The organism is Enterococcus sp. DIV1089c, assembly GCF_050530965.1.
Lineage (GTDB): Bacteria > Bacillota > Bacilli > Lactobacillales > Enterococcaceae > Enterococcus_B > Enterococcus_B hirae.
In genome coordinates, this window is record NZ_CP172888.1 from 260,132 (window position 1) to 273,718 (window position 13,587).

At 36.9% G+C, this 13,587-nt stretch carries 11 protein-coding genes; 6 read left to right on the plus strand and 5 right to left on the minus strand.

The annotated features are described in order from the left end of the window. Nucleotides 1–182 precede the first annotated feature (182 nt). Together IGL30_RS01270 and IGL30_RS01275 are read left to right on the plus strand one after the other, a co-directional pair. Nucleotides 183–2,360 (plus strand): PTS transporter subunit IIBC, encoded by a 2,178-nt coding sequence (locus IGL30_RS01270; protein WP_088745369.1) that lies wholly within the window; start codon nt 183–185, stop codon nt 2,358–2,360. A 252-nt stretch (nt 2,361–2,612) separates the two neighbouring features. Further along, entirely contained in the window at nt 2,613–3,446 is an 834-nt protein-coding gene (locus IGL30_RS01275) for an endonuclease/exonuclease/phosphatase family protein (RefSeq protein ID WP_088745370.1), read from the plus strand. A 112-nt stretch (nt 3,447–3,558) separates the two neighbouring features. Here IGL30_RS01275 and IGL30_RS01280 read toward each other — a convergent pair whose 3' ends face one another. From IGL30_RS01280 to IGL30_RS01290, 3 genes are all read right to left on the minus strand, one after another. Further along, nucleotides 3,559–4,188 (minus strand): hypothetical protein, encoded by a 630-nt coding sequence (locus tag IGL30_RS01280; protein WP_088745371.1) that lies wholly within the window; start codon nt 4,186–4,188, stop codon nt 3,559–3,561. Between the two features lie 324 nt (nt 4,189–4,512). Next, entirely contained in the window at nt 4,513–6,129 is a 1,617-nt protein-coding gene (locus tag IGL30_RS01285) for a hypothetical protein (RefSeq protein WP_375371706.1), read from the minus strand. Nucleotides 6,130–6,424: 295 nt separating this feature from the next. Beyond that, nucleotides 6,425–6,955: a phenolic acid decarboxylase gene (locus IGL30_RS01290; RefSeq protein ID WP_010720253.1), complete on the minus strand. Its 531-nt coding sequence runs from the start codon at nt 6,953–6,955 to the stop codon at nt 6,425–6,427. 103 nt (nt 6,956–7,058) lie between these two features. On the opposite strand from IGL30_RS01290, the gene IGL30_RS01295 reads away from it, so the two are divergent. Further along, nucleotides 7,059–7,604: a PadR family transcriptional regulator gene (locus tag IGL30_RS01295; RefSeq protein ID WP_063626489.1), complete on the plus strand. Its 546-nt coding sequence runs from the start codon at nt 7,059–7,061 to the stop codon at nt 7,602–7,604. Nucleotides 7,605–7,788: 184 nt separating this feature from the next. Here the strand turns inward: IGL30_RS01295 and IGL30_RS01300 are convergent, their stop codons facing one another. Then, a complete protein-coding gene (locus tag IGL30_RS01300; protein WP_010720251.1) occupies nt 7,789–8,268 on the minus strand; it encodes a MerR family transcriptional regulator in 480 nt (159 codons plus the stop codon). 137 nt (nt 8,269–8,405) lie between these two features. On the opposite strand from IGL30_RS01300, the gene IGL30_RS01305 reads away from it, so the two are divergent. The 3 genes from IGL30_RS01305 (at nt 8,406) to IGL30_RS01315 (ending at nt 10,996) form a co-directional block, all read left to right on the plus strand. Beyond that, nucleotides 8,406–9,878: an MDR family MFS transporter gene (locus tag IGL30_RS01305; RefSeq protein ID WP_034699264.1), complete on the plus strand. Its 1,473-nt coding sequence runs from the start codon at nt 8,406–8,408 to the stop codon at nt 9,876–9,878. Continuing rightward, nucleotides 9,875–10,588, plus strand: coding sequence for a DUF4811 domain-containing protein (locus IGL30_RS01310; protein ID WP_081128217.1), 714 nt, complete (start codon nt 9,875–9,877; stop codon nt 10,586–10,588). Before IGL30_RS01305 ends, IGL30_RS01310 begins: the two co-directional genes overlap by 4 nt. A gap of 120 nt (nt 10,589–10,708) precedes the next feature. Next, nucleotides 10,709–10,996 carry a DUF1905 domain-containing protein gene (locus tag IGL30_RS01315; protein ID WP_034699260.1) on the plus strand — a complete coding sequence of 96 codons (288 nt, stop codon included), beginning with the start codon at nt 10,709–10,711 and terminating at the stop codon, nt 10,994–10,996. Nucleotides 10,997–11,195: 199 nt separating this feature from the next. Here the strand turns inward: IGL30_RS01315 and IGL30_RS01320 are convergent, their stop codons facing one another. Continuing rightward, nucleotides 11,196–13,532, minus strand: a complete 2,337-nt coding sequence (locus tag IGL30_RS01320) for an ABC transporter ATP-binding protein/permease (RefSeq protein ID WP_249509772.1) — start codon at nt 13,530–13,532, stop codon at nt 11,196–11,198. Between the last annotated feature and the right edge of the window lie 55 nt (nt 13,533–13,587).

The window sequence follows — 13,587 nt, forward strand, 5'->3', positions numbered from 1 at the left end:
CCTGGAAAACATTCACTGTTTTGATAATAAGTTACTACTAAATGCGAAAAGAAAATGATTCTTCTGATAGCGACTGTTTGGGTAGAAAGTGAATAAAATCAAAAATAAAGCATTTACAAAAAAAGAAACAAAGGCTATAATAACTAACAACGAAACCGATTGCATAAAGGAGAGTAGGAGTTATGAAGAAATTATTTAATTTTGAGTTTTGGCAAAAATTTGGGAAAGCTTTAATGGTTGTTGTGGCAGTGATGCCAGCTGCGGGTTTGATGATCAGTATCGGGAAATCTATTCCATTGATTGATCCCGATTTAGCTTTTTTAGTAACAACGGGTGGTGTCATTGAAAATATTGGTTGGGCGATCATCGGGAATTTACATCTGTTGTTTGCTTTAGCAATAGGTGGAAGTTGGGCAAAAGAGCGTGCGGGTGGTGCTTTTGCAGCAGGGATCTCATTTGTTTTGATCAACCGGATCACGGGAGCGATTTTCGGAGTGACGAGTGAGATGCTAGCAAAAGAAGATGCCTTTACCCATACATTATTTGGCACGAAGATCATGGTCAAAGGATTTTTTACTAGTGTATTAGAGGCACCTGCGTTGAATATGGGCGTGTTTGTAGGGATTATTGCTGGTTTTGTTGGTGCAATGGCCTATAATAAATATTACAATTATCGTAAATTACCTGATGCGTTATCTTTCTTTAATGGAAAACGATTTGTTCCTTTTGTAGTGATTCTTTGGTCAACGATTGTAGCTTTAGTATTGGCTGTTGTCTGGCCAAATGTCCAAGCAGGTATCAATAATTTTGGTCTTTGGATCGCTCAGTCACAAGAAAGTGCACCGGTTTTAGCGCCATTTCTTTATGGTACCTTAGAAAGATTATTGTTGCCTTTTGGTTTGCATCATATGTTGACGATTCCGATCAATTATACGCAATTAGGGGGCACGTATGAAATCTTATCTGGTGCACAAGCAGGAACGCAAGTCTTTGGGCAAGATCCTTTATGGTTAGCTTGGGCTACTGATTTGGTGAATTTAAAAGGTGCGGGGGATTTGTCACAGTATGAATTTGTGTTGAACAACTGGACACCAGCTCGTTTTAAAGTGGGGCAAATGATTGGTTCTTCTGGTATTTTGATGGGGTTAGCTTTAGCGATGTATCGAAATGTTGATCTTGATAAAAAAGCACGCTATCGTTCCATGTATTTCTCAGCTGCATTAGCTGTTTTTCTAACAGGGGTTACTGAACCATTAGAATTTATGTTTATGTTTGCTGCAGTTCCACTTTATATTGTTTATTCTGTGATCCAAGGGGCAGCATTTGCAATGGCAGATTTATTACCGTTACGTGTTCATTCCTTTGGAAACATCGAATTGTTAACTAGAACTCCTCTAGCGATGAAAGCTGGACTTGGTGGCGATTTGCTTAACTTCGTCATTTGCGTCATTTTGTTTGGAGTTGTTACGTACTTTGTGGCAAACTTCATGATCAAAAAATTCAATTTTGCTACACCAGGGCGTAATGGTAATTATGATAGTGACAGTAACGATAGCAATGGGAATGGAGAACAAACGACAGTCCAAGCTGGCACGTCAGACCCACAAATCATCAAAATCATTCACTTATTAGGCGGGAAAGATAATATCAAAGATGTAGATGCATGTATGACACGGTTACGTGTGAGTGTAGCTGATCGTGAGAAAGTAGGTTCAGAAGAAGAATGGAAACGTGCAGGCGCTATGGGGCTAATCGTCAAAGATAATGGTGTACAAGCTGTCTATGGTCCAAAAGCCGATGTATTAAAATCAGATATCGAAGATTTGCTTCAATCGGGGGCGCCTATCCCAGCTCCAGTAGAAGAAGTTGTTGTTGAAAAAGAAACAGCTAATAATCAAACGTTAGGTATACGAAAAGAGTTGCAGACTGTAGCAGCTGGTGAAGTGATAGACTTGGCAACAGTCAATGATCCTGTTTTTTCAAAGAAAATGATGGGGGATGGCTTTGCTGTTATTCCGACGACTGGTGAAGTTGTGGCACCTGTTACTGGGAAAGTAGTTAGTATTTTTCCAACCAAACATGCTATTGGAATGGAAACAGAAGAAGGTGCAGAAGTACTAATCCATATGGGAATCGACACAGTCCAAATGGATCAACCAGCTTTTGAAATCCTGGTAACAGAAGGTCAAACCGTTGAAGCAGGAGCAAAACTGGCACAAATGAATCTAACCGAAATCAAAAATGAAGGAAAAGATATAACGATTATGGTGGTATTTACGGATGGGAAAGTCAATGAAATGATTCTCAAACATTTAGGACCAACGGAATTAGGAACAGTAATTGGCGAAATAAAACTGTGATCATTATAAAAGACACCCAACAATAATGAGTAAGATGACCAGTACCAAATTTAATTCCTTATTTGGTTTCCGATAGTCAGTTTTTCTGTTTCTCAAATAAGTCTGAAAACACGAAAACGCTATACTTCGTTTTTGAGTTCTCAGACTTATTTTTAAATGTTTGCGAGCAGGTAAACAATCACAGCTAATGATCCATGGCTATCCTATCATAAAAGAAATGAAGTAAGTTTTAATCAATAAGGAGAATTGAAGATGAAGATGATGACTTTGAATACACATAGCTGGTTAGAAGAATCACCAGAAGAAAAGATGCGCCAGATCGTAGATAAAATCTGTCAAGCAGATTATGATGTGATTGCTTTACAAGAAGTCAATCAATTAATCACTTCCGAAAGTATCGTGAATGAAGAATTAAACAAATTTTGTCCAGTTATAGAACAAACACCGGTCCATGTCGATAATTTTGCTTATTGTTTGGTGCGCTACTTAGCCAAACAAGGGAAAGACTATTATTGGAGTTGGGAAATGAGTCATGTCGGTTATGGGATTTATGAAGAGGGGAATGCGCTGCTTTCTAAGACACCACTAACCAGTGAAGCAATCTATGTTTCTGAAACAAAGCAAAAAGAGGATTACCACACTCGGAAAATTTTGATCTGTCAGACGATGATCGATGACCAAACAATCACTCTAGCAAGCTGTCATTTTTCTTGGTGGATAGATGAAACGAAGGGCTTTGCTTTTGAATGGCATTGCTTGATGGAACACTTAGCTAATCTCTCAAATCCGCTGTTTTTAATGGGGGATTTTAACAACCCAGCAGGAGAGGCAGGCTATCGCTTGGTTGAAAAAAGCCCTCTTGCGATTGTCGATTCCTATACTGTTGCCCAAGAAGTTCATGGTCAGGCAACCATTGAACAGAAAATCGATGGATGGGAAATGAATACAGAGCAGTTACGAATCGATTATATCTATGTACCACAGGAATTCTCAGTTCCTTCTTATCGTAGTATTTTTGATGGAAAACAAGAAATCATTGTAAGTGACCATTATGGAGTAGAGATAACGGTCAGCCCCATTCAATAAAATAATCAAAAAGTCCCATAGAAAGAAAAATGGATACATCCTTTCTATGGGACTTTTTGTTTGCAGCAGCTTCAGCTACGTGCAGAAATTTGATTAGATAATGAAATGACTGTTAGTGCGATGGGAAGCACCAAGGAGGAAGGCAATAAAATTCTCTGTTTCTTTGGTCTCTGCATTGTTTTTTTAACTCGGCTGGACTTTTTTTCCGATTGGCAGAAATGAATTCTCGGACATTTTTCAAGGAGTCGGACTCTTTAGTTACCGGTGTATTTTTTTGTAAATTGGTATTATGTAGTACTTCCTCATGTAAAATATCAAAATGGTCTATAAATCGATCTTTATCGGAATCGGTTAGAATTGGCAAGTTATCTAAAAGATTCAAAAGTACAACGAGGGAATCTTTGATTTTAGGCTCATGAGGTTGCAGAACTTCACCGCTAGGCTCACGATGTGGCAGTTCATTAATTAACTGCTCTATGATGTTTGTCAGCTCTTTTACCTCTTCAGGAGAGTTTGCAGTTTTTTTTAAAATGTCTAAAATGGTATTTCTTTTAGAATAATCTTGGTCATTAATACAAGTTGATTCACTCGTTGACCGAACATTTGAAATGGGCGTAGGTGATCGATCACCAATTACAGTTACATATAGCGGCTCAGTCTTACTATTTGGCAGCTCATACAGCTGTTCATTAGTTGATTCTTTAATTGATAGCGAATCCTCAGGTAGATCTTTAAGTATCATTTCAAGGTGAGACTCAGTATTAAGGGTAGTATTCGTAGATTGATGAACAAAAGCATGTCCGATTTTTTTTTCAAAGTCAATTGTCGATTCGTTGTTTGAGGCATATGTATCACTCCTTCTTTTCTGTATTCTAGTATAGTTTATAAAAGAAGAGAGTAAATAAATATTTTTTCTTATGTTTAGAAAAAAAAAGTAGCTACTAACACGATTCGTTTATTAGGACTACTATATTTGACGATTTGTTTGCTATTTTATAAAAAGGTATAAAAAAGAGACAGCTTCCGTGTTGAGAATTTCTCTTTTTGATCCACAGAAGCAAGTCCCTTATTTTTTAGTTATCCTCCCAACCTGGTAACGATTTTTGACAAAGAGTCCGATCAAAACGAACCAACCAATCAGGAAGAATGCCATCACAAAGTAAAAGAAAATTGGTAAATCATAATAGAGAGTGATCTCATTGATTCCATTGTGCTGTTTGACGATAGGAGTACCGATATCTGTTAATTGATAATCTGTCAATTTTTTGCCGTGTTGCAGTAACACTGTGCGGTCATAGACAATGACTGGTAAATGGACAGTTTCTTCCCCAGTGTTTTTCCATTTGATCGTTAAACGTCCTCCAGGATGAGATTTAATGAACGTGGTTTCTCCTTCCAGGATTTCTTCATTATAGCGATCATATTTATTTGCTTTAGTTTCATGATAGATTGGTAGATAATCGGGTGTTGTCTTTTGAAAAACGAATAAACTAGTAGACATATCATGGTCATAAAATGTTTTTCTTGCCTCTGCTGGTGTATCAAAGAGATACGTGTGACGGCTGACAAATGTTTCGTCTTGCCATTTATCCAGATGCTGATAGAGGTTTTGGATCGTTTGTGCAGAAGCGACAAAGAGAAATAGGACACTAAACGCACGATACCAATTTTTCTTTTCCCATTGATTTAGCGCAAGTGCTAAAAAGAGTAGAAAGAGCAAGGTAAATGGGACAAAGAAACGAAAAGGAAACTGGATCAAGCTTACGAAAGGTACCTCTTTTTCCACTAGTGTTGTCCAAGGGATCAAACTGGTTGAAAGTAGGAAGAATCCAAGACTTGTGCGTAAAAGTAACTTTGTAAAAATGTCGTAGTGACGGCGGAAAAGAAGATACAGTATTAGTCCGATCAATAAAAAAATTGGAAAAATCTTGGGATACGCTAGCCAATAGCTGCCATCCAGATTGATTGCTTTTTGGCTCATTTCTCGGTTGACAAAAGGTGGCAAAATCTTATTTCCACCATAGACGATAGCTAATCCTGCCCAAATATTTGCTGTTAGTACAAAATAAAAGAGGACAGATTTGATCAGTTGCCCGATTGCTTTGCCTTTTTCTGTCTGAGTAAAGAAATAATAAAGATAAAAAGGGATATACATCAGTACCAACATAACGGTGGACAGTAAGTGGATCTGAGTCATCAGTGCAATTGAAAAGGTAACTTTCAAGACAGGAAATTTTTTATGAACAACAAAGTCCACTAATGGAATCATGCATAAGGGATAAAAACAGGTGCCCCAACTGGTAAAGCCCTGATTGATTGCCCAATATTGAATGGAATAAGTCGTCATAAATAATACCGAGATTGGTATGCTGACCCATTTTTTCACCTGTACATAATTCAATAGTGTCAACATCGACCAACCAGAAATCACAAAGAGAATAAAGTTTGATAAGATTTGATAGTGGAACCAACTGCCTGAAACTAAAACGATCAAGCCTTGAAAATAAGCAAACAACGGACCATAGATCGCATTGACGATACGCCCGCTTTGCTGAAATCCATACATGGAAGGGAAATAATGGAAATCCCAATTAGCGAATTGTTCAGCGGCATCGTAAAAACGGTTATAATGAAATGGTGCATCTGCTCCAATGATAAGGTCATGTGTTAGGATATTTGGCATAACAAATAAGAATGCAAATAGTAAAATTGTCAAATACGGAACATATTTTTTCAATTGTCATACTCCTTTTTTGATAATGTAACTTATTTAATCATAAAGCTTACCTAAAAGAGTGGCAAGAAATTCGAAAAAATATGAAAAAAATTATCATTATTACAGGAAATTTTCAAAATACATCCTTTGTTGCTCGCTTTATTTAGATCAATAGTTAATTAAAAAAACAGCCATAGTATGAGATGCTATGGTTGTTTTTCCCTATTCGTATAAGACTAATAGTCAAATCTACGAATGATTCTTATTTTATCCGTTTATAGTTTTTATCAAAATAACGACCTTCTCGGATATCACTAGGCATTCCTTCATAAGGAGCTTCACTAATGACATCTTCATTATTGAGACCAGCAGCGCCCATATAAGTAATGTTAGCGAACTCTGGTACTAACAATTTTGGATAAGTTTCATATTTTTCACGTGCTGCTTCCATCTCAGCTATATGTTCATTTTGGAAAGTAACTGTGATCTCAGGATGTTCTTCAACCCATTTAGGAAAGAAAATCGTTCCATGTAATTTTTTTTCATTGGGCATGAAATCCAAGGCCACGTCAGTACCAGTTGGTTCAGTCCAAGTAATTTTGAAGACGCCATCTGTTAACTTAACGATATCTGCTTCTTGATCTTTGACCCAACGGCCTTTGACCATTCCGCCGTGAATTCGATAGTCGACAGTATGGTCATTTTTAGCATACCATTCATATTCCCAACCATTATCGTACGTATAAATAAAGTGTGTACCGATAAAATCTTCTAGTTCTTTAAATTCTTTCATGAAACAACAGCTCCTTTTAAATTAAAATATGTAATAAAGTACATGTTTTTGATTACGTGATTATGATAGAATGAATAAAAGGATTTGTCAAGGAGGAGAGAGCATGGCGAGAAAAAATACGCTACGCTATATTTTGTTAGGATTGTTGAGTAAAAAAAAGATGACAGGCTATGAATTAAACCAATCGTTCAAAAATGAAATCGGTGAGTTTTGGCAAGCGAAGCATAGTCAAATTTATCCTGAATTAGCAAGAATGGAAGAACGAGGGATCATCAAACATGAAGTTGAAATTACAGGGATGAAATTGGAGAAGAAAGTCTATCAATTAACGGATGAAGGAAAGGCATTGTTAAACGAATGGATTCGGACGCCAACGAATGAATTACCAGTCAATCGAGACGAGTTTGTGTTGAAATTATATTTTGTGAAAGATGTGAATGATCCGATGTTGAGAGAGATCATTGAGCAGCAACGGGATCTCCATGAAGAAAAGCGAGCACATCTATTGGCACGTCAAGAGAGGATATTTCCAACAAGAAAAGAACAAGAAGAAAATTATGGACACTATTTGATTTTATCCCATGCGATCAATCGAGAAACAGAATATGCGAATTGGTTGACGGGCGTATTAGAAGAGCAAAAAAGATAGAAATAATAAATGGAATAGAGAATATAAGATAAACTTAATTGAATAACTTCATTTAATGATAGTAGTGAATTGAAAAAGATAGAAAAGAAGCAAAAAATGTAGTCGGTTATCGTCAATTTCTTAAATTGTTTTGGTAAAACACATGAGAAATTGGGATATTTGACTACATTTTATTTTCCATTGCTTAAAGATTTTTCAATAATTGTTCGAAATCAATTTTTTCGCTTACGGGGACAATTTTATACGTGAGTTCATCTGTTGCTTCATCGTGGATGATATAAAGTTTTGAGTCTTCAGTTGTCTCTTTGAAATCACCGATCAATAAAACAGTATATCTTTCATCAATCAATTCGATTTCTTTGATTGCTTTGGAAAAAACTTTGCGGACATGCTTCATTTTTTTTAGACGTTCTTCGGCTTTTTCAGCTGATTTGTTCAACGTATAGCCTTCATCTAAATATTTTTTGATAATCTCAACCTTGATAACAGTAGGTAATTGATATTTTCGAGGACAATTCACACCAGTAGAAACGGAACGAATGAATTCTTTTTGTTCCCAATATCGTAACTGACGTGGAGACACACCGACAATTTCACTTAGTTCACTGATTCCTACCAGTAAATGATCATTTTCTAATAAACGTTTCAGGGATGCTCCTACCATTTTTGTCCCTCCTTTTGTTGTCTAACTTTCCTTAATTATACTTGGGATAACTTATGTGTCAAGTAGGTTGACAAATGAACGAAATAGGACTAAAGTATTCAAGTGGTTTCAGAAAGAATTCAGAAAGAAGGAGAAATATGAATAAAAATCAACCCGTAGATATTTACGGCAAACCATATAATCGGACACTATTAGTTGTCGTTTTATTGATTGGTACCTTTTGTACGGTATTAAATCAAACCTTATTAACTACAGCTTTTCCTACGCTGATGAAAGATTTTGATATCTCTGCATCAAGTGTTCAATGGCTAACAACAGGGTTCTTATTGGTTAACGGAATCATGATCCCGATTACTGCTTGGCTGATCAATAAATTTAGTTCAAGAAGTTTATATTTATCAGCAATGTCAGTCTTTTTAATCGGAACAATTACCTGTTTTGTTGCCCCTAACTTTAGTACTTTATTGATTGGACGTTTGATCCAAGCCTGTGGTGTGGGTGTTTCAATGCCTTTATTACAAAATATTATGTTATCGATTTTCCCACCAGAAAAAAGAGGATCTGCCATGGGGATGTCAGGAATCGTTATTGGATTGGCTCCAGCTTTAGGACCAACATTATCAGGTTATATTATTGATAACTATCATTGGCGTGATCTATTTGGTATGGTCTTACCAATTGTCGTCTTAGTTTTGGTCTTAGCCTTTTTCTTGATGCGAAGCGTTATTCCGTTATCAAATCCAAGTATCGATATTCTATCTGCTATCCTTTCAACAATTGGATTTGGTAGTTTGCTTTATGGCTTTTCAAGTGTCGGTGATGCTGGATGGGGCAGTGCGAAAGTGATCGGCTTCTTGATCGTAGGGGTAATATTTATTGCCTTATTTGCATGGCGCCAACTTCGTTTGGAAAATCCATTCTTGGAACTGCGTGTATTTAAATCATCAACCTTTACGATTGCAGCAGTTTTAGCTGGTGTAACGAATATGGCGATGGTCGGTGCTGAAATGGTTGTTCCTCTATATATCCAAAATATCCGTGGCGAATCAGCTTTTCATTCTGGCTTGATGTTACTACCCGGTGCCTTGATTATGGGGGCGATGATGCCGATCACAGGTGCGATCTTTGATAAACACGGTGCAAAACGTTTAGCGATTGTCGGGATGTTCGTGCTAACCGCTGCAACAGCACCATTTGCTTTCTTAACAAAAACAACGCCTATTTTATATATTGTTGTTCTCTATGCGATTCGGATGTTTGGGATCTCTATGGTTATGATGCCAGTAACAACATCTGGTATGAATGCTTTACCAAACAAACTGATCAGTCATGGGACTGCAGTAAACAATACCTTCCGACAAATTGCTAGTTCGATTGGGACAGCTATTTTGATCAGTGTATTGACCAATGTAACAAAAGATAATCTACCTGCAAAATCAGTCTTAGAAAGCACGCCTTTAACTTATAAAGACCAAGCGATCAATGCGACATTATCTGGTTACCACGCAGCATTCTTTGTAGCAATCGTCTTTGGTGTGATTGGTTTTGTGATTGCCTTCTTATTGAAGAGAAAAGAACCTGTTCTAGCGAAAGCGGGGGATAAAGCATGATTATTTTCGTATTGATCATTAGTTTAGTGGCTTTTGCCCTAATGAATATCTTTGCAAAAAAAGCTTGGCAAACAATTGTATCATTACTTTTTGGGTTAGTCTTTGTGGCATCCTTAGGATTGATCGTGGCTAATTTATCCAACCATTTTGGTATGGAAAAAGTAACTGAAACGAAAACCACTAACATCGTATCAAGTGCTGATTCAGATAGTGCAAATATGCTTTTATATCAAGCATTAGGTGACGGGACTGAAAAAGTCTACCTTTACCGTACGAATGAAGACCAAAAGAAACCAAAAGCTACCGGTACTGATAATGAAACCAATAAAGTAGAACGTACGACTGGTCAAGCGCAAAAAGTAGCAAAAACAACTTATTGGGTCTATAAAAATGATATGTATAAATTCTGGTTCAATCTAGCGGACAATAACCACGAGTATGCAAGTCGTGTGAACACCTTTAAAATTCCAGCTGATTGGATCGAATTAAGTACGGATCAAGCAAAAACATTAGCGCAACGAGTAAAAGAACAACAAAGTACGATGGAAAGCGACGCAAAGGCTTTTGTACAAGAAGGTCTGATGAAAGCTATGACTGAAAATCCAGCCATGACTCCAGAAGAACAAGCAACATTGTCAAAAGAATTAGCAACGCAATTCCAACAACAAGCATTAACGAAATTAGTTGAAGAAGTCAAAGCAAATAAATAGTCAGCTAATCAAGTAAGTGCAAGAATCAGTTAATTTCAAGAAGGGCTCCTCCATACAGTTGAACGATCAGCTGTGGAGAGTCCTTTTTTTTGTTATACTGAACAAAAAAGGGGTGGGGAAATGCAAAAAAAATATTCTTTCCAGTCAAAAATTTATGCTTCTGAAATAGGTAAGGGTGGCGCATATATCATTTTTCCTTATGATCTCAGAGAAGAGTTTGGTGTAGGCCGAGTCAAAGTTCAAGCGACATTTGATGGAGTAGCATATGAGGGAAGTATTGTGAATATGGGGGTAAAAAACGAAGATGGAACAATTTGCTACATCTTAGGGATACGTAAAGATATTCGTAAAAAAATTGAGAAAGACATCGGTGATATCGTTTCTGTAGAAGTGATTCCAAAAAATTAAACAAGAAACAACTTCACTTTTGGAATAATTAATTAGCAGCCCATTTTTTGTAATTAATAAGAGAAAGATGTTGATTGAAATAATAAGAAAATTATTTTTTTTTAAAAGAATTAAAATAGAAGAAAACAAAATCTTAAATTAGTAGATAGTAGAAAAAAGAGAGAGGCACAAGCCCCCCTCTTCAATCAATATCAATCGTTTATTCTGCACGCAGAGCAATCGCTGCATCTTTTTTAGCAGCCATTCTTGCTGGGATGTGCCCACCTAACATCGTTAAGATCGTAGAGACGATCACGAGGATCAGTGCATGGAGTGGGTTCAGTTGAGCCACATTTTTTAGATCAGTCATTTGATAGAGTAAATGATTGATTGGGAACGTTGCTAACCAAGCAATCAAAACACCTAATAAGCCCGAAGAGATTCCTAAGATACAAGTTTCTGCGTCAAAAACACGAGTGATATCTTTTTTACGAGCCCCTAATGCTTTTAACACCCCGATTTCTTTGGTACGTTCGATGACTGAAGTATACGTGATAATACTGATCATGATCATACTTGTCACTAGTGAGATACCAGCAAAAGCAACCAATACATAAGTGATGGCATCCATCAAACCACCAGTCAATTCAGTCATTGTTCCTGCTAAGTCAGAGTAAATGATTTTATCTTCTTCTGCTTTTCCTTTGTTGTAAGCATCTAAGTAATCAAGGATTTTTTCTTTGTCACCAAAGTTATTTGGATAGATCATGATGCTAGTTGGAATGCTGTCACCGCCTAAATAGCTGATCAGTGATTGTTTAGCTGTCTCATCCACTTTTTCGTTGGACATCACATTCGTATCACTATCTTTTTGCGCTTTTACAATTTCAGAATCTTTATTTTCGTTAACGATTTGTGTCGTTAATTGATCACTATATGCAATTCCAGGGGAAAGAAGATTCATTGTTGAAGAAGATTTTACTCGTAAAATCCCTGCAATCTTTACTTCGTTCGTTGAATTAGCATACAACGTATCGTAATCAGTATTTGGAATAAAGTTGCCAGTAGGTAATTTCGTGTAGTAATCATTGTTGTTGATCACTTTGAAAGTTGTCCCAACAATGCGATCAAAGTCTAATTTTTGACCGTCTTTTACATCAAAGCCCAGGTTTTTCAAGGCATTGATATTTGTATTGTTGTTACCATCTACGATTAAGACCACGTCATTCGCAGAAGCAGGATAACTGCCTGAAAGCAGTGAATAGTTCGCTTTTAAAAAGTTTTCTTTTTGATTGTCTAACTGTGTTGGAAAACTGGAAACACCGACACCCGTCATAGCAGACATCGTGCTTGATAATGATAATGATTCGTTTTCAGGGTTTTGGTTAGAGAAACTTACTGGTTGCACTTTACCATCAACTTGGCGAAGCATATTGATACCAGTAGCACGAGTAAAGCCAATATTATTACTTAAATTAGGATCGATATCTTTGACATAATCTACATAAGATTGGTCGATTTTATTGGTGTGCTGTGCTTTATCTTCATCACTGATTTTAGCAGTTACCTGCTTTGTATTTGGATAATCCGCTTTACTAGTACCCAATGAAGCAGAATCTGTTGAACGATTAGTTGTCACTTTTGAGATAGTGATCGGGAATTTTGCCATCGTTTCAGACTGTGTTTTATCAATTTGTTTTTGGAAGCCTGAAGATAATGCCAAGACGATCGCAATCCCGATGATCCCAATACTTGAAGCAAAGGACGTCAAAAATGTTCGCCCCTTTTTCGTGCGGATATTATTAAATGAAAGTTTCAAGGCTGTCCAGAAACTCATTTTTGTCCGACGTAAATTGAATTGATCATCTTTTGGTCGTTCGATATGAGGATGTGAATCTGCCAAGATTTTACCATCTGAAAATTCAATGATTCGATCTGCATATTGATGAGCAAGATCAGGGTTATGGGTAACCATGATTACTAGCTTCTCATTAGATAGTTCTTGGATCAATTCCATGATTTGGATACTTGTTTCGGTATCTAGTGCTCCAGTTGGTTCATCGCATAAGAGGATATCTGGATCGTTGGCTAAAGCACGAGCAATTGCGACCCGTTGCATTTGTCCGCCAGATAATTGGTTTGGTTTTTTGTGCATATGGTCCGTTAAACCGACACGGCGTAAGGCTTCCTCAGCCTTTTGGCGTTTTTCTTCTTTTGCCACACCGCTAAGTGTCATCCCTAATTCAACATTTTCGATGATTCCTAAATGTCCAATCAAGTTATAACTTTGAAAAATAAAACCAATCGAATTATTTCGGTAAGCATCCCAATCGCTATCTTTAAAGTCTTTTGTGGACTTTCCGTTGATCACCATATCTCCGGAATCATAGTTGTCTAAGCCACCGATGACATTCAACATCGTTGTTTTTCCTGAACCACTTGGACCAAGAATGGCAACAAATTCTTTTTTTCTAAAGGCAACAGATACGCCATCTAATGCTTTAGTCGTTGTTTCGCCAACTTTATAATATTTCTTTATATCTTTAAGTTGTAGCATATTCGTCCTTCTTTCTTATTAGAATATTCGGTATACTTAAAAGTATATCAGAACA

Excerpts from the sequence above, each read along its gene's own strand:
- IGL30_RS01270 (WP_088745369.1), top strand. The coding sequence starts at position 183 with ATGAAGAAATTATTTAATTTTGAGTTTTGGCAAAAATTTGGGAAAGCT.
- IGL30_RS01275 (WP_088745370.1), top strand. The coding sequence starts at position 2,613 with ATGAAGATGATGACTTTGAATACACATAGCTGGTTAGAAGAATCACCA.
- IGL30_RS01280 (WP_088745371.1), bottom strand. The coding sequence starts at position 4,188 with ATGATACTTAAAGATCTACCTGAGGATTCGCTATCAATTAAAGAATCA.
- IGL30_RS01285 (WP_375371706.1), bottom strand. The coding sequence starts at position 6,129 with ATGCCAAATATCCTAACACATGACCTTATCATTGGAGCAGATGCACCA.
- IGL30_RS01290 (WP_010720253.1), bottom strand. The coding sequence starts at position 6,955 with ATGAAAGAATTTAAAGAACTAGAAGATTTTATCGGTACACACTTTATT.
- IGL30_RS01295 (WP_063626489.1), top strand. The coding sequence starts at position 7,059 with ATGGCGAGAAAAAATACGCTACGCTATATTTTGTTAGGATTGTTGAGT.
- IGL30_RS01300 (WP_010720251.1), bottom strand. The coding sequence starts at position 8,268 with ATGGTAGGAGCATCCCTGAAACGTTTATTAGAAAATGATCATTTACTG.
- IGL30_RS01305 (WP_034699264.1), top strand. The coding sequence starts at position 8,406 with ATGAATAAAAATCAACCCGTAGATATTTACGGCAAACCATATAATCGG.
- IGL30_RS01310 (WP_081128217.1), top strand. The coding sequence starts at position 9,875 with ATGATTATTTTCGTATTGATCATTAGTTTAGTGGCTTTTGCCCTAATG.
- IGL30_RS01315 (WP_034699260.1), top strand. The coding sequence starts at position 10,709 with ATGCAAAAAAAATATTCTTTCCAGTCAAAAATTTATGCTTCTGAAATA.
- IGL30_RS01320 (WP_249509772.1), bottom strand. The coding sequence starts at position 13,532 with ATGCTACAACTTAAAGATATAAAGAAATATTATAAAGTTGGCGAAACA.